Annotated in this window: 17 protein-coding genes and 1 riboswitch; of the genes, 3 read left to right on the top strand and 14 right to left on the bottom strand. The window is 43.5% G+C overall.

Going from position 1 to position 19,615, the window contains the following annotated elements; translation table 11 throughout:
• Positions 1-30: 30 nt before the first annotated feature.
• The 7 genes from nirB to ACQKMP_RS09825 form a co-directional block, all read right to left on the bottom strand.
• Positions 31-2,454, bottom strand: coding sequence for a nitrite reductase large subunit NirB (gene nirB, locus ACQKMP_RS09855; RefSeq protein WP_427469311.1), 2,424 nt, complete (start codon positions 2,452-2,454; stop codon positions 31-33).
• A gap of 218 nt (positions 2,455-2,672) precedes the next feature.
• Entirely contained in the window at positions 2,673-3,383 is a 711-nt protein-coding gene (locus ACQKMP_RS09850) for a hypothetical protein (protein ID WP_427469310.1), read from the bottom strand.
• A 551-nt stretch (positions 3,384-3,934) separates the two neighbouring features.
• The gene (ric, locus tag ACQKMP_RS09845) at positions 3,935-4,684 is read right to left on the bottom strand and encodes an iron-sulfur cluster repair di-iron protein (RefSeq protein ID WP_427469309.1); all 750 of its coding nucleotides are present in this window, start codon (positions 4,682-4,684) and stop codon (positions 3,935-3,937) included.
• A 200-nt stretch (positions 4,685-4,884) separates the two neighbouring features.
• The gene (locus ACQKMP_RS09840; protein ID WP_076300835.1) at positions 4,885-5,616 is read right to left on the bottom strand and encodes a hypothetical protein; all 732 of its coding nucleotides are present in this window, start codon (positions 5,614-5,616) and stop codon (positions 4,885-4,887) included.
• Positions 5,617-5,864: 248 nt separating this feature from the next.
• A complete protein-coding gene (locus tag ACQKMP_RS09835; RefSeq protein WP_042129916.1) occupies positions 5,865-6,182 on the bottom strand; it encodes a winged helix-turn-helix transcriptional regulator in 318 nt (105 codons plus the stop codon).
• Positions 6,183-6,306: 124 nt separating this feature from the next.
• A complete protein-coding gene (locus tag ACQKMP_RS09830) occupies positions 6,307-6,630 on the bottom strand; it encodes a hypothetical protein (RefSeq protein WP_094873764.1) in 324 nt (107 codons plus the stop codon).
• A 25-nt stretch (positions 6,631-6,655) separates the two neighbouring features.
• On the bottom strand, positions 6,656-7,591 hold the full coding sequence (locus ACQKMP_RS09825) for a Gfo/Idh/MocA family protein (protein WP_076284446.1): 936 nt from the start codon (positions 7,589-7,591) through the stop codon (positions 6,656-6,658).
• A 165-nt stretch (positions 7,592-7,756) separates the two neighbouring features.
• Between ACQKMP_RS09825 and ACQKMP_RS09820 the strand changes: the two genes are divergently transcribed.
• Positions 7,757-8,377 (top strand): TVP38/TMEM64 family protein, encoded by a 621-nt coding sequence (locus ACQKMP_RS09820; RefSeq protein WP_427469308.1) that lies wholly within the window; start codon positions 7,757-7,759, stop codon positions 8,375-8,377.
• A 99-nt stretch (positions 8,378-8,476) separates the two neighbouring features.
• A complete protein-coding gene (gene msrA, locus ACQKMP_RS09815; RefSeq protein WP_042190568.1) occupies positions 8,477-9,463 on the top strand; it encodes a peptide-methionine (S)-S-oxide reductase MsrA in 987 nt (328 codons plus the stop codon).
• A 121-nt stretch (positions 9,464-9,584) separates the two neighbouring features.
• Here msrA and ACQKMP_RS09810 read toward each other — a convergent pair whose 3' ends face one another.
• On the bottom strand, positions 9,585-10,715 hold the full coding sequence (locus ACQKMP_RS09810) for a DUF4349 domain-containing protein (RefSeq protein ID WP_052404385.1): 1,131 nt from the start codon (positions 10,713-10,715) through the stop codon (positions 9,585-9,587).
• 237 nt (positions 10,716-10,952) lie between these two features.
• Positions 10,953-11,732 (bottom strand): hypothetical protein, encoded by a 780-nt coding sequence (locus tag ACQKMP_RS09805; protein WP_339242926.1) that lies wholly within the window; start codon positions 11,730-11,732, stop codon positions 10,953-10,955.
• A gap of 369 nt (positions 11,733-12,101) precedes the next feature.
• On the opposite strand from ACQKMP_RS09805, the gene ACQKMP_RS09800 reads away from it, so the two are divergent.
• A complete protein-coding gene (locus ACQKMP_RS09800; RefSeq protein ID WP_076120659.1) occupies positions 12,102-12,254 on the top strand; it encodes a DUF1540 domain-containing protein in 153 nt (50 codons plus the stop codon).
• Positions 12,255-12,392: 138 nt separating this feature from the next.
• Here the strand turns inward: ACQKMP_RS09800 and metE are convergent, their stop codons facing one another.
• The 5 genes from metE to ACQKMP_RS09775 form a co-directional block, all read right to left on the bottom strand.
• A complete protein-coding gene (metE, locus tag ACQKMP_RS09795; protein WP_427469307.1) occupies positions 12,393-14,714 on the bottom strand; it encodes a 5-methyltetrahydropteroyltriglutamate--homocysteine S-methyltransferase in 2,322 nt (773 codons plus the stop codon).
• A 133-nt stretch (positions 14,715-14,847) separates the two neighbouring features.
• Positions 14,848-15,053: riboswitch (cobalamin riboswitch) on the bottom strand.
• A gap of 258 nt (positions 15,054-15,311) precedes the next feature.
• Entirely contained in the window at positions 15,312-16,172 is an 861-nt protein-coding gene (locus ACQKMP_RS09790) for an undecaprenyl-diphosphate phosphatase (protein ID WP_042190575.1), read from the bottom strand.
• A 49-nt stretch (positions 16,173-16,221) separates the two neighbouring features.
• Entirely contained in the window at positions 16,222-16,845 is a 624-nt protein-coding gene (locus tag ACQKMP_RS09785) for a DedA family protein (protein WP_042190577.1), read from the bottom strand.
• A gap of 17 nt (positions 16,846-16,862) precedes the next feature.
• Entirely contained in the window at positions 16,863-18,812 is a 1,950-nt protein-coding gene (locus tag ACQKMP_RS09780) for an ABC transporter permease (RefSeq protein WP_427469306.1), read from the bottom strand.
• On the bottom strand, positions 18,787-19,557 hold the full coding sequence (locus ACQKMP_RS09775) for an ABC transporter ATP-binding protein (protein WP_283908473.1): 771 nt from the start codon (positions 19,555-19,557) through the stop codon (positions 18,787-18,789). Before ACQKMP_RS09775 ends, ACQKMP_RS09780 begins: the two co-directional genes overlap by 26 nt.
• Positions 19,558-19,615: the final 58 nt, after the last annotated feature.

Genomic DNA, 19,615 nt, shown 5'->3' with positions numbered 1-19,615 from the left:
CTGCTCCCTTCTGTGTGCGTAATCTATCCGCTAGACTCTTGTTTCTTCAAAAAGCGCAGTACGAGTGCTGCTGTCATTGAGCATTTTTTTCCAAGGATCCGTAACCTGAGTCAGAGCAAAGTCAATCCGTGCGGCCAGCTCTTTGCGATTATCTTCATTATTCAAAATAACCATTTGAATCTGCTCAAGTCCCATACGCTCAACCCACTCGGATGTTCGCTCCAAATAATTGCCGGTCTCACGGTAATATTGCATCACTGCGGAGCACACTTCGATCAACTCTTCATCGGTCTTAATTTTGCAGAAGGAGTCTGCGATCCGTGGCTTGATCCCACCGTTACCACCGATAAACACTTCCCAACCACCATCATTTCCAACGATGCCAATATCCTTCGTGCAGGATTCCGCACAGTTACGTGGACAGCCGTTGACAGCTATTTTAAACTTGGCAGGAAAATCAAGACGTTCATACTTACGTTCTATGAGCGCGCCCATTCCCAGCGAATCTTGTGTGCCAAAGCGGCAGAACTGGGAGCCCACACAAGTCTTAACCGTACGCAGGGATTTGGCATAACCGTAGCCTGAAGGCATATCCAGCTCTTCCCATACCTTAGGCAAATCTTCCTTCTTCACACCGATTAGATCCAGGCGTTGCCCTCCAGTTACCTTCACTACTTTCACGTCATATTTAAGGGAGACGTCGGCGATTTTCTTCAAATCCTCCGGCGTAGTTACCCCACCATACATGCGTGGTATCACGGTGTAGGTTCCATCTTTTTGAATATTGGCACCCATTCTTTCATTTACAAATCGGGATTCTTTCTCATCTTGATGGGTATCAGGGTTCATCATCCCTAGATAATAGTTAATCGCCGGACGACACTTGGAGCAGCCTTCCTCTTGTTTCCAACCGAGTACATTCATGACCTCTTTTGTTGTTTTAAGACCTTTAGCTGTAATTTCAGCAACAATTTCATCACGGCTAAGCGTTGTGCACCCACAAATACCTTGCTTAGCAGCTTGCTGGAAACTGTCACCTAAGACAAATTGCAGGATTTGTTCTACTACGGGTTTACAACCACCACAAGAGCGAGTAGCGCCAGTGCATGCTTTGATCTCATCCACAGTAGTAAAACCATGTTCAGTGACAGCATCTACGATCGCTTTTTTAGTTACACCATTACAGCCGCAGACAATTTCTTCGTCCGCCATAGCTTCTACGGATGTGCTCTTCTTAGCTCCGCCACCGCAGCAGCCTGTTCCCATAACCTCCGTATAAATCTCATCGGTCATTACCGCGCCTTGTTTTACTAGCTTTTGCAGATTCGCGGACTCCGTTACATCACCGAACAAAACCGCACCGACAATCACATTATTTTTGAGCAAAATTTTCTTATAAGTTCTCTTCCATTCATCTTTGCTTGAAATCACAGTGTGTTCAGGACAATCCAAAAACTCACCTGCAGAAAATACATCCACCCCAGAAATTTTAAGCTTCGTGGAAACAATCGAACCTTCATAAGGCTTGGTATCGCTACCACATAAATGTTTAGCTAGAACCATGCCTTGTTCAAATAGTGGAGCCACCAGTCCGTAACACATACCGCGATGCTCAGCACATTCGCCGATGGAATATACATTCTGCATGGAAGTTTGCAAATAATCATCCACCACGATCCCACGATTTACGGAGATTCCGCTATCTTTTGCCAATGTCACGTTCGGTTTGATTCCAACAGCCATTACCACAAAATCTGCAGCAAGCGTACTGCCATCACTAAAACACAATCCACTTACTCTCTGTTCCCCGCTCAATTCTACCGTTTGTTTGCCCATAGCAAATTTCACGCCTTGACGCTCCAGCTCAGCTTGCAGCATAGAGGAGGCATTCCGATCAAGCTGACGCTCCATCAGATCTTCCATCAAATGAACTACGGTAACATCCATGCCAAGGTTCACAAGACCTTTTGCCGCTTCCAACCCAAGCAAACCCCCGCCGATGACAGCTGCTTTGTTGTATTGTTTGGCCGCTGCCAGCATCGCATCACAGTCTGAAATATCCCGGAATCCTACAACGCCCTCTTTATCACTGCCAGGTACAGGTAAAATAAACGAATTCGAGCCTGTCGCAATAATTACCTTGTCGTAGGGGACTAGCATCCCACTATCCGTAACAACTTGCTTCGAGCCTTCATCAATTCGTGTCACCATTGTTCCCGTGTGTAGAGTTATATTATTGTCTTCATACCAATTCCAGTCGTTTAGGATGATATCATTAAGGGTCTTACTTCCTTCAAGAACATAAGACAACATGATCCGATTGTAATTGGGATGAGGTTCACTTCCAAAAACCGTGATGTCATAAGCTCCACCCAGCTTCAATATCTGCTCAATCGTACCTATGCCTGCCATACCGTTGCCGACTAATACTAGTTTTTCTCTTATCGTTGTCATGGTTAGGTGCCTCCTCAAGCTTATGAATACCTGATCAATTTCTCTTCTACATATTGGAATTATACGGTTCAAATTCAAGTCGTCATTGTGATTGCAGTCACTTCAATTGTGAATATTTTCACACTTTAGTGTACTGATAATTGTTAGATATCTTTTCCACATAAAAAGCCAGATTAACGATTCTGAACAACCGTTGATCTGGCTTAATGTACGTTTTTTTAGCGTAAAGTCAATAAAATCTCCAATTCATCTTGAGCCCTGAGCTTCATATCCATTCCATCATCGAGCAGTTGTTTTCCGTTCACCTTCAGCTTCCATTCTTCATTACTAAGAGGAGTATAATCGTCGACGGAAAGCACCTTTTTATTGTCATCGGCCAACTGTACGCTACTACAGCTTTTGAGCAAATCTCTTACAGTTAAATCCTCTTCAAATAACATAATATACGTATGATGCAAGTCTACTTCAACACTTCCACCGTTCAAGGTCAGCCTTACAGTTTGAAGTGGTGCTTGATGGTCCTTCGACTTCGCGGTGAAGACTAGCTGTGAATCATACCCTACAGTATTATTCCAATCCGCATTCCCAATGATTTGACCGCCCATCTGAAGCTCCCAAACCATTCCCGCCTCTAGCGAAAAATCCTTTACCGAAACAATGCTTGAGTTATCCTCAGCAAATGTGGCAACATTACTACCTTTCAGTAGCTCCATGATCGATATTCCATTTCTATAACTCCCACTAAGTAACCTATCTGATGGTTTAGTAAGCAGTTCATTATCACCAACCCTTATCGATATTGTCGGTCCCTCTGATCCTGCCACACCATTATTAGCATTACTATTGCCGTCATTGTTAGTAGAGCATCCACCTATTATGAATATAATGACTAATCCTAGCATCAATTTCCACAAAGATCGCATGGGCATCCTGGCACCGCCTTGTCCCGCCTAATGACCATATAGCGTCTCAGGCTTGTAAAGTTATGTATTCTGTCTTTTTAAGGATAACTTAAACAAGCCATGTTCTCAAATAAGTAATAACAAGCTTACTTCTAAAATTGACAAAAACTTTTTAAAAAGCTAACCTCTATCCCCCTCTTTCTGCTCATCCGGCGCCATTTCACATATTCTGGGGGATTTATCCCCTTCTTTCTGCTCATTCGGCGTCATTTCGCATATTCTGGGGGATTTATCCCCCTCTTTCTGCTCATCCGGCTTCATTTCGCATATTCTGGGGGATTTATCCCCTTCTTTTTGCTCATTCGGCCCTATCTCGTAGTCCGCTTTTAAGCAATCCTTCCGCCTGCCTGCCTGCCTGCCTGCCTGCCTGCCATCCATCTATCCATCAATCGATCTTACCCATATTTTTTACGATCATTTCTTCTATCTTTTTCAACGGAGTTATCCGCATTTCTTTACATTCTATAATTCCCTATAAAAAAAGCCCCCTAAGGGACTCTTTAGCACACTATTCATCTTCACTGAAACCTAGGGAACAATATATTATTCTCCAAATGTACGTGTTCAAAAGTCATACTCTCCAGCTCTTCCAGCCGGGCATATGTCAATCGATAGGTCGTGCAAGCATGCGCCGGTGGAGTGAAATCATCTGTAATACTACGTATTTTCCTCAAAATATCGCCCGCACCATCATGCTCACTCTCCAGCTCAGACAATGACTCACGAAGCGATGTCAGGCCTTCTTCACTAGGATTAGCAGCGTATGTCAACAGCTTAGGAAACTCATCTTCTTCTTCTTTAGCCGTATGCTCAAGTAAATCTTCCTTAAGTATGTTGAACAAGTTATATAACTCCACCAAATGGGGAGAATCTCCGCCATGCACTCGATATACCTTAGTTACATTTTGGCTAATGAGGGGTAGCTCTTCACGAAGATAACGGTGGTGTTTGTTAATAATATGGTCAATTAACTCTTCTGAAGGTGCAGTATTCCAAGCGATTTCCTCTTGGGGTACTGGATACTCTTCGAACAGCTTGTTTAGATAGCCGATGATTATCTCGTGATCCAGACCACGCTCAGCAGCTGCTTCAGCAAGAGGTTTAGCTCCACCGCAACAGAAATCAATCCGTTTTGCTTTGAAATAATCTGCCGCTTTAGGGAACTGTAATACAATATCCCTCACTAGTGCATCTGGGGTAAAACCAGCTTGTACCGATTGTGCTTGCTTCGAATCCGAAATACTATCATTAAGTTGTTTAGTTTCCATTATAGCTCCTCCTTGGGTTATGGGATTAGGTTCTGAATAAATCTTATCCACTTCTTCACCTTAACCCTGAAAGGAACTTTGACTTGTGATTGTACGCACGGAAATTGTATCTTATTTTTGAACGAAATTGGAGATTGTTGTACATGCAACGTAAACGCAAAAAAGCACCTTTGCCTACAAAGGTGCTTTTTTAACTCATTTTATTGCACATAAGCCTGCATATACGTCCGCTGTCCCTTTGAATCCTTCAAATAAGGTCCCAATCCGGCAAAACGGGAGTGATCCATATAAACACCCGTCATCCATCTGCCTTCCGTCAAGCCACCATTCCATTTAAGGACAAGATCAGGTGCGGAAATCCATTCCTGAAAGACTCGTATATTCTGATCTTTATATTCTTTACATGGCTTAGACCGCTCAATAAGGTGGAACTCATTAAGATAAGTTGGAACGAAATAAGAGGATATCGTATGCAAATCATCATCGTCAAAAAAAGGCTCGTCGCCTAAAAAGGGTTTGAATAATACGGTATTCTCGTACATGGACCAAATTAAGGCTTGAAGCACCATACTCTGGCGAATGCCGTTATGAAACTTATATTGTCGTCCATGATTCGCCGCATTTACATCCTGTGGAGGTTCCGTGGACTCCAGACAGTGCCGTTCACAACCAATACACTTCCAGCCGGTCGGACTTTGAATCCATTTTTGAAAAATAGTCCCACTATCATTGTTTCCTTTGTAGAGTGAAGAGATAATGCTGTAAGGCACGCCAATCCACGCATCCCATAAGGAATCAGGAAGATGGCTATGCAGCATGAACAACGTCTTGTCATAGATGAGCTGTACTTTGATAGAAGCATTCTCTAGCTCAGCAACATCCTTTTTTCCATACGTTATTTCCCGGGAAAACAGGGTCGTCTTCGTCTTCATCTCCCTCGCCTCCTAATAGCTTTGATGCCTGTACTCCAGCTGAGTAGATTTGAGCAAAAACCAATACGCGAGCGTTTCCATTCAAGGATCATACAATGTTTTTCTATTATATTACAATTATTTTTAAACTGTGCAAGTTTTTTTCAAGCATAAAGGATTGGAACAAAACTGTCACTGTCTAATATTTAGAAATTGAAAAGCCCCTTTTCCACCATTCCGGAAAAAGGGCCACAACATTACTGTGAATTTTAGTCTACCCAGCTCTCAGCCCAAGACTGAATCTGCTGCATAACAGGCTGCAACGCACGGCCTTTGTCTGTTAATTCGTACTCAATACGTACGGGTGTTTCTGGGTATACATGCCTAACCAGGATACCCTCACCTTCCAAATCCTTCATCCGCTCGGACAGCATCTTATCGCTCATTGAAGGAATGAGGCCGGAGATATCTTTAAAACGCTTCGGTCCACTCATCAATGTCTGAATAATAAGTCCATTCCAACGTTTGCCTAAGAAAGAGAAGGCTGTCTCAAATCTGGGACACATCGCAAATTGATGTTCTTCCATTGTTCTCACCTCTCACTAGCGAAACTTACTATTAGTTAGTATATATAATATTAACACATTTTAACCATGATGAACATCGTTTACCTAAAAAAGTTCATCTGACTCTATTATTATATCCCCAATGTCAATCCCCCACAGGTCCTTTAGATCCCCTTTGAGCAATCGCTTCAGTTACGATTTGTGCCAAGTCATCATTTCCAAAAAGCGAAAGTACACCCAGAACGGTGTCATCAGAAATGTCCCCCGCTTCCTCCGCGGAAACCGTGAGGGCAAGTGCCTGACGCAAGGCTTCATTCCCTTCCTGCTGCGGATAAGCCTGCAAGTATAGAGCATGTGGATCGAGTCCATTATTTACACACCACTGAGCGAATACAAGAATCATCATCTCTTCTTCGCGTTTATAGCTTTCGATGATCTGTTCCTCCACTAATTTACGGTTATCCTCCATATATTCTTCTCCTTTCTCAGAGACCTCATTCAGCAAGCTGTGCCGCCAGCATATGACTAGGCAGTACCGCTGAAGCAGCAATGCTGCATAGCTCCGGTGTATTTATGTTGCTAAGAAAATTATTCACCACTCCACTAAAACCTCTTCTATCGAGTACAGTATCCCAGCTTCCAAAGCCTTGAATATGCGGTAAGGTATCTTTTTCAAAAAGAATGGCTTTTTCTAGATCCACTACTTCCACCGATCTGCCATTTCCGTGCAGCTCAAGCTTCTCCAAATCCACACCAGCTTCACGAACCATACTGTACATCCCAACTGCACTATCTTTCCAGCCTAGCATTCCAGATGCCTGCAGCAGACGACCTTCTCCACTAGAGTGAAGATGACTACGAAGCAGTTCATACTGATCTCCACACAACCACAACAGCAAATCAAGCATATGGATCAGATCATCATGCACGGTTTCGCGGCTGGTGCTTGTCTGTAGCTTCGTTCGATGTTTAATCGCACTGCAATGGCTAATTCCGCCGACTTCTTCAAGCCATTGCTTGGCGGTGACATACATTGGGGCAAAACGGCGATTAAAGCCCACTCCTAGCAAAAGCCCCTTATCTTGTGCTAGCTCTGCCATCCTTCTGGACTCTTCTAGATCATAGGAAAGTGGTTTATCTACATATACCGAAATCCCACGTTCGAGACATTTTGTTACTATATCATAATGAGTAGTTGTTGGGCTATGTACAAATACTGCATCCAGATCCCAAGATAACAGCTCTTCCAGATTAGTCGTCCCTTTAGGAAAACGGTAGGTATGAACGGCCTGCTCTACCGTTGTCGGTGAATGACTAAGAACACCAACTACCTCGGCATAATCATGCTGAGAGAGCAGTGGTAAATATACTTTGCGGGCTATATTGCCGATTCCTATTATGGCGACTCTTTTACGTTCAGGTACAATCACTGATCCATCCCCCTCTTAACACTTCAATATATCGTTCTTTTCTCTTTGTTCTCTACAAATGCTATTATACCTGCTTCTCATTCTCTGACAATTGATCTTTGCTTCAATATTTACTTCATATCCCGTATGATGAGATGAATGAGTGGAAGAAGGGGCATATTATCTATGAAGAAATGGTTCTCGATTGTTCTTTATGTTTCGGGTACAATCCTTGCGTTTATCTACAGATATGACATCCTAAGCTGGATGAAAGAGGATCATAATCTTTTCAGTTCTATAGGGATTGCAACTTTACTGGCCCTGTTTCCAGTTGTCCCTTATAAAGCTGTCATCGGATTCTTCGGTTATGCATACGGAAGTTTAGCGGGTGCCTTGATTTGCTGGCTAGCTACAAATTTGGCTGCCGCAATCCTTTTTGGCGTTGTGAAGTACTTGTTTCAAAGCCAAGCGAGAGCTTATTTAGCCTCTATTCCCGCACTCGAAAAGTTCACAGTAGGCATTGAGCGGCGACCTTTCGCTTCGATTGTCCTAGCACGACTCGTGCCTATCATTCCCCAAACAGCTGTTAACATCTACGCTGGAGCAGCTGGTCTGCCTTTTTGGAGCTATATTGCAGCTTCCGGCATAGGAAAAATACCGGGGATTGCATTATACGCTTTCCTCGGGAATCATCTGTTCCAGGACCCTGTAAGTGCGATTATTGCCATCATCGCCTATGTCGCTGTGCTAATTATCGCTGGACTGAGCTTGCGTCCGCGCTCTCAAGAAGCGAAGAATAACCGATAGCGAAAGAACTTATCGGTTACAAACTGGCAGGCAGTTAGTATTTGCTTTATAATTAAATTGTGATCTATTTAATTGCATTATGTGAATGGAGGGATATCAATGAGTGAACATCAGACTAACCATATAAATACCAAGACAGAAAAAGCAACCTTTGCAGGTGGATGCTTCTGGTGCATGGTCTCGCCGTTCGAAGAATTGCCAGGTATCATTAGTGTCGTCTCTGGCTATACCGGCGGTCATACAGTGAACCCAACCTATGAAGAGGTTTGTTCTGAAACGACAGGACATGTTGAAGCTGTACAAATTACGTTCAACCCAGATATTTTCCCTTATAGCAAGTTACTTGAGCTGTTCTGGCAGCAAATTGACCCTACCGACGCAGGTGGACAATTCCATGATCGCGGGACTTCTTACGGAACAGCAATCTTTACCCATTCGGAGGAACAAAAAGAACAAGCAGAAGCTTCCAAGGCAGCTCTGCAAGCAAGCGGTCGGTTCTCTAGTCCGATCGTAACCCCTATTCTCCCGGCAGCCACCTTCTATCCTGCCGAAGAATATCATCAAGGTTACCATCATAAGAATCCAGGCCACTACAAACGTTATCGCAAAGGTTCTGGCCGAGAGGATTTTATCGAAACCCACTGGACACATAAAGAGGACAAACAAAGTTTGAAAGAACGTTTAACCCCTCTTCAATATGAAGTCACTCAGAACAGTGCAACAGAATCTCCTTTCCGGAATGATTTTTGGGATCACCATGGAGATGGTATTTATGTAGACATCGTATCTGGCGAACCGTTATTCAGCTCGCAGGATAAATACGATTCCGGTTGCGGCTGGCCAAGCTTCACTCGTCCGATCCGGGACTACGCTGTGAAGGAAAAGACGGATCTCAGCCATTTGATGGTTCGGACAGAAGTTCGCAGCAAAGTAGCGGATTCCCATCTAGGCCATGTCTTTGACGATGGTCCCGGAGAAAACGGTTTACGCTATTGCATAAATTCGGCGGCGCTACGATTTGTACCGAAAGAGGATTTGGAGAAGGAAGGATACGGGGAGTATCGCATACTCTTCCAGCCTGCCTAAACATCAATCCTCAGCACATAAAAAAACGGTTGTCGTCCTTTTAGGATGACAACCGTTTTTTTCTCTTAAAATATAAGAAAGTATAAGTTTCACGTTATACTTTATTCTTATGCTTGTAGGTCTATTCTTTCTTTGAGTCCTCTGAGTCCTTATTAGCCTTCGAATTATCCTCTGAAACTGCCTCCTTAGGCTCTGTTGCCGCAGGGATGGCTTGCTCTCTGTTCAGCTCCTTATTTCGCTGACGAATTCTCTCGGTCTGCTGCTCCCGACGCTCGCGAATATTTTTACGGGAAACTAATACAATAGCTAAAATAATGGCAGCCCCGATAAGTATCGGTAACGCTCCTGCAAGGATAACGACAATCCACTGAAACATCACAGATAGTGCATTTAAGCTTCCGTTTAGAGCATCTGAAGCACGTTCCAGTAACGGCCCTTGCTCCTTCTTCTCTTTGACAGCAATACTTTCATCCGTCTGATACACTCTCAATTCTACCGTAGAAAAGGATACATTCTGATTGATATAACGCATTCTACCTTTAATCTGCTCAATGCTTTCTTGAATCGAACCAAGCTCGTTCGCGAAGGCGACCAGATCAGTGGATTTCGTCGCTTTTTTCATAAACTCTGTATATTGTGCTTCCATTAGCTGTTTTGCCTTCAAACGTGACTCCAGATCAACATACTCTTCTGAGACATCCTGACCTTGAATGCTGCGCTGTAGAGATTCGTGTTTTACTTGTTCTAATTTATTCAGAAAAGGTGAGAATCCGGAGGCAGGCACCTTAAGGATAAACGTCCCACCTTGCTCGTACTGCGACATATTTTCATTAAACTCAATAATATATCCATTGGCCATGGTTACTAAATTACGTATTTCAGTCTGTGCTTTTCCATAGTCTTCTACTTCCATGTTAAGATTCGCTTTATAGATCAGCTTCTTGTTCAAGCCCGCTACTACATCGCTACCAGTAAATCCCGCACTTGCTTGATCTGTATTTTCTGATGTGGAGCCCTTTACAGCCATATTCTCGCTGCCAGTTGCTTCTGCCTCAGGAGCTGCCGAAGTGCTTTGATCCGCTGTTGAGGCCATCGAGCTTTGCGATTGTACCTCTACTGCTGCGTCGTTACTCGTACTACCATTTTCTTTTGCCAAACTATCTGCCGCTGAATTTCTATCCGCTGAGCCACAACCCGCCAAGACTACCGTAAGAATTAATAAACATAAGTAATGCAGACCCCATTTGCGCATTCTCATTCCTCCAAAAATGTAATAGATACCGCTTGCACGGATCATAATATCGTTACGGAATGTCTTGTTCTAAGCAGATCTCTTCCGTCACTCTTTACTAAGACGTTCCAAAACTTGGAAGGTTGCACTGAAAAATGGAATTGTGTACAGTTTCTTATGAATTATGTTCTCTAAATAAAAAAAAGAGTCGCATTTCTGCAACTCTTTTAGTTCAAGCTGTTATTTTTCAAGCAAAAATCAACCTGGGTTAGAAGCGCTTTGTTTAATGGCATATACACCATCTGGTAACGAACCGCTTAATAATCTCGCAATGTAAATATCAACATCATAACTAGTAGTGCCTACAAGAACTGAAGAACCCTGAACATTGGCATAGGTCTTCTCCGTAATCACACCAAATGAGTTATTCATAATCGGCGTGTATTCCATCCAAGCATAATTGTAAGGATTCACTGATGCAGTTGTCGTGTTACTGCCACCATAAGTATTAGACCATGATGAGCCACCAGTAATACCAGTACTTACAGCTGTTTGTTTTGCGGTTACACCAAAGCTTGTATTCGCGATATAGCCTTGAGATACTGAATAGCTAATGTTTAACAACGAATTTGCAGAAGCACTATTATATACAGGCTGAGAGATTCTTCTAGTCAAACCACTTCTAGTGACATATGAGACATAACCATTTTGTTGGTAGGAGTATATCGTTGTTTGATAAGCATCTCTAGGTGCAATTACAGAAGCGTCATCAAAGGAAGAGTCCGTTATGAACAGGGGTATACTTGGTATCAGCCCCTCTTTAGCAGCTTCTAAAGCTTGACCTTGTGCAAGAATTTCATTGTACTCCTCTACTGAAATTTCTGACAATCCCGTAGCTGAGGCTTTGTAGACTTTTATGATTTCTGATTCACTTATTTGAGGAGCTTGGTCATTATGTACACCTTCTGCACCTGCATAAATAGGTAAGCACAAGATGAGCATTAAGGCAAAAGGGAATAGTAATAACTTTTTCAACATCTTCATCCTCCAATATTTCAGATTAGGAGCGGCCGTTCCCTATCGAAAATATTACCATATAATTCTTGTAATAATATAGATATTTAGAATTATTTTCTATTTTTAGGTATGTAAGTAATAAGTATCTTTTGTGCTTTTTTATAATTTTTTGTATAACTTTGTCACATTTCTGTTATCGAATAACCCATTTGCTTACACACACTTTATTTGGTACAATTACCACGTCTAAACACGTAAAAAAATACCAAAAAACCCTCTATTCATAATGAATGAGGGCAGAACACGGTTCTGTTCGGACAAGCTCCACCTTGTTGAACAGAGGAGTTTTTAAATAATGCTGTCTATTACTAAAAGGGGAGGTGAACCCTCATGGCAAAAGACGTAATTTGCGAAGTTAACTCCTGCACCCACTGGGCAGAAGAGAACAAATGCAGTGCTGATTCTATCTTTGTAGCTTTCCACAGCTCCCAAGAACCTACACGTGCAGAAGAAACAGATTGCAAGACTTTCGAAAGCAAATAAGGTGATGATTTGAAGGGACCCTCCACGGTTCCTTCTTTTCTTTTCTCATTCTATCAAGAATGAGAATTATTATCAAGTGGCTGAAATAAAAAGCCAGGGAGAAATTCCCCGGCTATGATTTATTGTATACCTCTTATGTTATTTGGAAGCACTAACTCCTGCATTTTCTCTTGCAATAGCGGCAGCCTTTACCATGTTACGAAGTGCATCTTCTGTCTCCTGCCAGCCACGTGTCTTAAGACCGCAATCCGGATTAATCCAGAACTGTTCAGGATCAAGCACCCGCAGCGCACGATCAATATTAGCTGTCATCTCTTCTACTGCAGGAACCCGTGGACTATGGATATCATATACACCAAGACCAATTCCTTTATCATACGCCTGCTCCTCAAAGCTAACGATCAGTTCCCCATGGCTACGTGAAGTCTCAATAGAGATAACATCTGCATCCATCGCTGAAATGGAGTCTATCATGTCATTAAATTCGCTATAGCACATGTGGGTATGAATTTGTGTCGTAGCCTTCACATGATTCGTCGCGATACGGAACGACTTCACCGCCCAATTCAAGTATGCCTCATGATCTTCAGCCTTCAAAGGAAGTCCTTCACGGATAGCCGGTTCATCTACTTGAATCATCTCTATGCCTGCATCCTCCAAAGCTTTAACTTCATGACGGAGCGCTAAGGCAATTTGATTCGCTACTGCTTCCCGACTAAGATCATCACGTACAAAAGACCAATTGAGAATTGTAACAGGACCAGTCAACATGCCTTTAACAGGAAGGGAAGTTAACGACTGAGCATAGACGCTTTCTTTTACAGTCATAGGCTGGATAAAAGCTATATCCGCATAAATAACTGGTGGCTTAACGCAGCGTGATCCGTAGGATTGAACCCAGCCATTGCTAGTAAATAAGTAACCATCCAACTTCTCCCCGAAAAACTCCACCATATCGGTTCTTTCGAACTCACCATGCACGAGTACATCCAGACCCAGCTTTTCTTGGAAAGTGATTGCATCTGCAATCTGCTCACGAACGAACCCGTCGTAACGCTCTTGATTCCATACGCCTTTACGCCATTTCAACCTTGCCTGGCGCACTTCTACAGTCTGTGGAAAGCTTCCGATTGTTGTCGTTGGCAGAAGTGGCAGCTGCCACTTCTCCTGCTGCACCTTCAGGCGTTCAGCAAAAGGTAGGCTACGTTGGTCTGGTAAATCTGTAAGTCCGAGAACTTGCTCGGCCACATCCTTACGACCGCGTTCAGGAAGTGCACGGAAGGCAGTAAGGGCTTCACGACTGGCCGTCAACGCAGCAGCAGCTTCTGCTGTACCCTCTAAGGCTGCAGCAAGCAGGCCAAGCTCTCTAAGCTTCTCATCAGCAAAAGCTAAAGCAGCCTTGACGGTGGCCTTCAGCTTCACCTCACCCTGAACAGTAACCGGAACATGCAGCAAACTGCAAGAAGGCTGTATAATAAGACGATCAAGTGATACATGTACACTCAGCTTCTCGATTAGCTGCAGCTTAGCATCCAGATCTGAGCGCCAGATGTTGCGTCCATCAATAATACCCGCTCCCAGCCACTTATCCTCAGGCCAGCCAAGACGTTCAATCGATGCCAGGTTCGTCCCGCCATCATGGACAAAATCAAGACCTAAACCTTGTACCGGAAGCTTGAACAGTGCCTCCAGCGGTTCAGCAGCTTCAAAGTAAGTCTGCAGAATAATATTTAATCCAGGCACGGATTCAGCAATTTCTGTGTAAATCGAGTTAAGTAAGGATAATTCTGATTCATTAATTCCTGTAACAATCGCTGGTTCATCAATTTGTACCCAGCTTACTCCTTCTTGCTTCAGTTCCTGCAACAGCTGAACGTAAACCGGAAGAAACCGAGCAGCAATCTTCGCAATATCCGCAGATGCAAAACCTTTTGACAACTTAAGGAATGTATAAAGGCCTAAAACCACAGGTTTACCCTCAATTCCCGCTTGGGACTTGGCAAAACGATAAGCAGCCAATGGTTTATTCTCGGTCAGACGCGGCGTTTGTGCACCGATCTCTGGAACGATGTAATGATAGTTCGTATTGAACCATTTAGTCATCTCGCAAGCGGTAGCCTCAGCATTTCCTCTAGCCATCGCAAAATAAAGATCAAGCCCAATATCGCCACCATCATACGCATAACGTGGAGGTACGATCCCGAACATTACAGCTGTATCTAGCACATGATCGTAGAACGTAAAATCATTTACCGGAATTAAATCAATTCCTGCCTCCTGCTGAGTCTTCAAATGCTGAAGCTGAATTCCTGTCATTTCAGTACGGAACGCTTCCTCATTTATTTTTCCCGCCCAGAAGGCTTCCAACGTTTTCTTCCACTCGCGGTTTTTTCCGATTCTTGGATAGCCAAGATTGCTTACTTTTACTTTGTTCGTCACTTTGCAGCTCCCCTTCTCCATCTTCTTATTTTGGACTCGATATCACTTGCATTCCTATAAAAAAGAGCGCCCTTCCCTAAAAAAGTCAAAGGGAAAGACGCCCATAATATACCTATGGTTAACGTCTAACACCTTCCTATCCTCCGTAGGTGAAGCAGTGCTGTTGAAACAGGCAGGTCTCCTGGCTAGCGGTGTCAGCATCCTTAGCAGTCTTCCCAGCAGTAGTAAATTGCCAGTGACATATGTTGCTATGGACTCTTCCGTTACAGTGGCGGGACCGCATCGGCTTCAAACCGAATTTCCCTATTAAGCCTACCGAATTACTAATTTCCGGCAAGCACCTGTCTCCGATATTGTCAAGCTAAAACGCCTTCGGTGTCCTTATACGGACGGTAGGCGTTTATGCGAGAATTATAAGAAAGTATTTCGTGATACTTATACTTTCTTATCATCCATAAGCTAAAACGCCTTCAGCGTCCTTTTAAGGACGGTAAGCGTTTATGCGAGAATTATAAGGATAAAGTGAGTGTCTTAAATCTGATGTCATCATACGTGAAAGCCCCCGTCATCTGCAATAGATTACGGGGGCTTCTGTTATATCGATTCCTTATAACGGATTTAGAAAAACACGAAATATACTACTGCAGCAAGTACTATGCGATATATAGCAAATGGTAAAAGCTTAATCCGGTTGATCAATTTCAAGAAGAAACGCATTGATAATAGTGCAAATACAAAGGCACTGATAAAGCCTGCAATGAAGAACGGCAGGGCATCGATGGTGAAATATTGCCAGTTCTTCATCAGTGAGAGTAAACTGGCGCCTGCCATGATTGGAACAGCCATAATAAACGTGAAATCAGCAGCAGCGCGATGACTCATACCCAGAAGAACACCACCAGAAATCGTCGACCCGGAACGAGAAAATCCCGGCCACAAGGAGAAGCACTGGACCAGACCAACACCTAGCGCCTGCTTATATGTAATCTGATCGACACTCTCCGTTTGAATCTTCTTTGGTCCGAATAGATCCGCAATAATCATTAATACAGCACCGACTACTAGACCGATTAACACGGTGGATGTAGAGAATAAATGCTCGTCAATATAATCATTAAACAGAACCCCCAGCACGCCTGCTGGCACTAAACCTACAAGCACCTGTGTAAGCTTAAGGTGGCCGCCTTTTTCAAGCTGTGGTTGTTGCTCGGTTACAGGATCCAACTGCTTGCGGCTGAAGCGCTTTAAGCCCAGCAATTCAATGAACCTATTTCTAAAAATAACTACAACTGCTAATATTGACCCCAGCTGTATAACCACTTTGAACGTATTGGCCGTATATTGTCCAAATAACTCTGTCGATTTTAACCACATATCATCAACAATAATCATATGACCTGTGGAGGATACCGGAGCAAATTCAGTCAATCCTTCAACAATCCCCAAAATAATAGCTTTAATAATCGTTAATAGCTCCATTTGTTCTCCTCCTTTTAATCATAACTTTTAACTATAAGTCCTTCGCGGCTCAACCTTCGGTGTTCATTTTCCGGCTGCGCTTGCGGAAGAACAAATACCCAAGGATCACTACTCCACCTGCAAGAAGCACGTACACTACGTTGGAGTACATATCCATATACATGGCGATGTCTTCCCAGGACTCACCCAATGCCGCACCAATAAGCACCAGCAATAGATTCCATCCCAGCGTACCAATCGTTGTGAAGATCATAAACACTCCAAATTTCATGCCCGACATCCCTGCAGGGATCGAAATCAAACTACGCACTAGTGGAACCATCCGACAAAATAATACGGTCCAATAGCCATATTTGTCAAACCAAGCGTCAGCCTTGTGGATGTCCTTTTTGCTAATTCGGAGTAGGCCGCCCCAGCGTTCAACGATCTTTTCCAAGCGATTTACATCCAACAAACGACCGATATAATAGAGAATCACTGCACCCAGCAGTGAGCCAAGCGTAGCAGCAATAATTACACCAGGAATGGTCAAATTCGTTGTGGTTGTCATGAATCCGCCAAAAGGAAGGATCACTTCGGAAGGAATCGGTGGAAATATATTTTCAAAAGCGAGCATCAGGAAAATACCAAAGTAACCAAACTGCTCCATAAAATCTGTAATCCATGCTTGCATTTTGTAACCCCCATTATTCAGATCAAGTTCTTCTTCAAGTTGCGTAAATAACGGCTGCGAATAAAAAAGAAGTAAAGTCCCTGGACAGCCAAATATCCCAATAACACCGCCCCGGTCTCCACAGCAATAGATAAGTAAAACAACCGCTGAAGCGCAATAAAGGCAAACACACTATGCAAAATGGCTACCCCAACCGGAACAAAAAACAACAACGACAATTGTATCGTTACAATTCGGTTTAGCTCTTGATCTGTAAGTCCCATTTTGGACAATGTAGAATATTGATGGCGATCATGATCTAGATCTGTATACAGCCGGAAGTAAAGGAAGCTGCCTGCTGCAATGAAAAAGACAGTGCCCACCAGTAAAGAAGCGAATAGCATCGTGTTGTACAATGTTCTTTGTATTTCAAACAGCGTGCCGCTAACAACAATCGCGTATGGCGAGTTACTTTCATAGGACCGTTTCCCTTTATGAGCAAGATCCGCCGCTATACCTACTGTTCGCGGGAAATCATCCATGTAAAATCCTGTATACAAATCGGTCTGTACGGGATGAATGGCCTTGTAAAGCTCATCGCTAATCACAACACCACTGAAATCTCCCCCATCCCTTCCATCCAGCTCCGGCAATAGATATTCGGCAATCGGAACATGCTGGGTATAGCCCATTTCTCGAATGGAAAGACCTTGCTTCAAGGAGTATATCGGCTTTACTCTACCCGCTTGCAGACTCCGGTCTCGTTGCGAACCGATCATCACCAGTCCTTCATCTCCACTTAGAGGCTGCTCATCCGTCGTAAACCCTGCACGAAGCAGAGCAAGCTTATAATCACTGTAAGCAATCAAGGGAAGCCTTAACGTGCGATCTGGCCCGGTCTGAGATTCCACCTCTGCGTATTTAATCGGAATACTAAGTGTCTCATAGGGTAAACCGAGCGTTGTAAGCTCTTCCTGAATTTCGTCCAAATGCTGATCAAAAGGATCCTGCAATTGATTGCCTTTGGATACATAACCAACTGCTGCGGGATAGTCCAATTTCAACTCTCTGGAAAGCGTATGGATCGATGCGAATACTCCCACTGAAGTAAAAGATACTGCAGATACAATCGTCACCATAAAAAACATTCGGGCATTCTCTTTCCAGCGGTAAGACAAGCCCGATAAAGTAATGATATTCGTGTGGTTCCAATACAGGCGCCGGATCGTCTTAAGTAGTTTAACAGTGTAAATACTGAGCTGAGTATAAAAGAGATAGGTACCCGCAACCGTAATTATAACGACGGGGAACATCACCTTTTCAACCGAAGCCGCTTGTGCTGTAGCTGCCATAAAATAGCCCGTTAACAGCAATAAAGCAGACAGTATAGATAACACCAGGGAAACTTTAGGTTCCTCTTCTGCTTTTCGTTCTCCCTGAAACAGCCGCATCAACGATTCATTCCCAATAAAGAAGAAAGTGCTCAGCGAGATTAGAATAAACAACAGCGCAAAGCTGCATATCGTAAGTACAAGCGCCTGCCATGGAAGATGAAACGTTAAAAGAGGTATTCCTAGAAAAGTAGACCCAATCATCAAAAACAGCTTGCCAAGAATTAACCCTAATAAAGTACCTGTCAGGATGGCAGAGGTGCCGATCATCATATTTTCCAAAAAAACCATCGTGTTGAGCTGGCGCTTCGTCATTCCATGCATCAATAAAATCCCAAACTCCATCTTACGAGACTGTAGGAACGATCCGACCGATACGAGAACAAACAAGGAGCAAAACACATAAATAATGGCTTCTGCCGCCATCATCGTATGAGCTGCCGTACTGTACACCAAGCTCTTAGAGATATCCGGATGGTAAATAAACAAAGCGCACACAAAAAAGATCATCACTGAAAAAGCACTGACGACAAAATAAGCCGCATATTTACGCTTGTTACGTGTAACATTCCTATAAGCGAATTGCCGAAAGGTCATGGCTAGTTCCCCCAAGCAGAGACAACATATCAATAATACTTTGGAAGAAAGCGCCTCTACTGCTCCCCCTGTACATTTCACTATAGAAACGTCCGTCTTTAATAAAGATGACTCGGTTACAAAAGCTCGCGGCCACTGCATCATGTGTGACCATCAGCACCGTTGCCCCTTCTTCCTTATTCACCTCTGTCAGCATATTCATGACTTCACCTGAAGCTTTGGAATCCAGATTCCCTGTAGGCTCATCTGCTAAAATCAGAGCAGGACGATGAATCATCGCGCGGGCGATGGCAGTCCGCTGCATTTGTCCACCAGAAATCTCGTATGTCCGTTTTTGCAGCAAATGCTCAATGTCCAGCATACTTGCTACTTCTTTCAACCTGCTCTCCATTTCCGTTACATGGACACCAGCAAGTGTGAGAGGCAGTACAATATTCTCCTCTACAGTGAGCGTATCCAGTAGATTGAAATGCTGAAAGACGAAACCGAGCTCATGGCGGCGAAAGAGTGCCTTTTCTTTTCTGCTAAGCAGATTGGGATCTCGCTCGTTGATCAGAATCTGACCGGAGGTCGGCTGGTCGATGGTGGCGATCGTGTTGAGCAGCGTTGTTTTTCCACTCCCCGAAGGACCCATGATGCCAACGAACTCCCCCTTTTCAACAGAAAAGCGGATATGATTCAATGCCTGAGTGGACACTTTACCCTCATATATTTTTGATAAATTATGAACATCTAGAATGGGCAAGTGTTACCTCTCCTTCTTTCGACTGGATTGCCTTCATTATACAAAGTGTCTACTCAGG

The sequence above is a fragment of the Paenibacillus sp. NPDC101420 genome, assembly GCF_050277435.1.
GTDB lineage: Bacteria > Bacillota > Bacilli > Paenibacillales > Paenibacillaceae > Paenibacillus_AQ.
The sequence above is the reverse complement of the archived record's forward strand: the minus strand, read 5'-3'. Positions and strand labels throughout refer to the sequence as shown.

What these genes read in the sequence shown, in the direction of transcription:
- nirB (WP_427469311.1), bottom strand. Translation starts at nt 2,454, where the DNA reads ATGACAACGATAAGAGAAAAACTAGTATTAGTCGGCAACGGTATGGCA.
- ACQKMP_RS09850 (WP_427469310.1), bottom strand. Translation starts at nt 3,383, where the DNA reads ATGCCCATGCGATCTTTGTGGAAATTGATGCTAGGATTAGTCATTATA.
- ric (WP_427469309.1), bottom strand. Translation starts at nt 4,684, where the DNA reads ATGGAAACTAAACAACTTAATGATAGTATTTCGGATTCGAAGCAAGCA.
- ACQKMP_RS09840 (WP_076300835.1), bottom strand. Translation starts at nt 5,616, where the DNA reads ATGAAGACGAAGACGACCCTGTTTTCCCGGGAAATAACGTATGGAAAA.
- ACQKMP_RS09835 (WP_042129916.1), bottom strand. Translation starts at nt 6,182, where the DNA reads ATGGAAGAACATCAATTTGCGATGTGTCCCAGATTTGAGACAGCCTTC.
- ACQKMP_RS09830 (WP_094873764.1), bottom strand. Translation starts at nt 6,630, where the DNA reads ATGGAGGATAACCGTAAATTAGTGGAGGAACAGATCATCGAAAGCTAT.
- ACQKMP_RS09820 (WP_427469308.1), top strand. Translation starts at nt 7,757, where the DNA reads ATGAAGAAATGGTTCTCGATTGTTCTTTATGTTTCGGGTACAATCCTT.
- msrA (WP_042190568.1), top strand. Translation starts at nt 8,477, where the DNA reads ATGAGTGAACATCAGACTAACCATATAAATACCAAGACAGAAAAAGCA.
- ACQKMP_RS09810 (WP_052404385.1), bottom strand. Translation starts at nt 10,715, where the DNA reads ATGCGCAAATGGGGTCTGCATTACTTATGTTTATTAATTCTTACGGTA.
- ACQKMP_RS09805 (WP_339242926.1), bottom strand. Translation starts at nt 11,732, where the DNA reads ATGTTGAAAAAGTTATTACTATTCCCTTTTGCCTTAATGCTCATCTTG.
- ACQKMP_RS09800 (WP_076120659.1), top strand. Translation starts at nt 12,102, where the DNA reads ATGGCAAAAGACGTAATTTGCGAAGTTAACTCCTGCACCCACTGGGCA.
- metE (WP_427469307.1), bottom strand. Translation starts at nt 14,714, where the DNA reads ATGGAGAAGGGGAGCTGCAAAGTGACGAACAAAGTAAAAGTAAGCAAT.
- ACQKMP_RS09790 (WP_042190575.1), bottom strand. Translation starts at nt 16,172, where the DNA reads ATGGAGCTATTAACGATTATTAAAGCTATTATTTTGGGGATTGTTGAA.
- ACQKMP_RS09785 (WP_042190577.1), bottom strand. Translation starts at nt 16,845, where the DNA reads ATGCAAGCATGGATTACAGATTTTATGGAGCAGTTTGGTTACTTTGGT.
- ACQKMP_RS09780 (WP_427469306.1), bottom strand. Translation starts at nt 18,812, where the DNA reads ATGACCTTTCGGCAATTCGCTTATAGGAATGTTACACGTAACAAGCGT.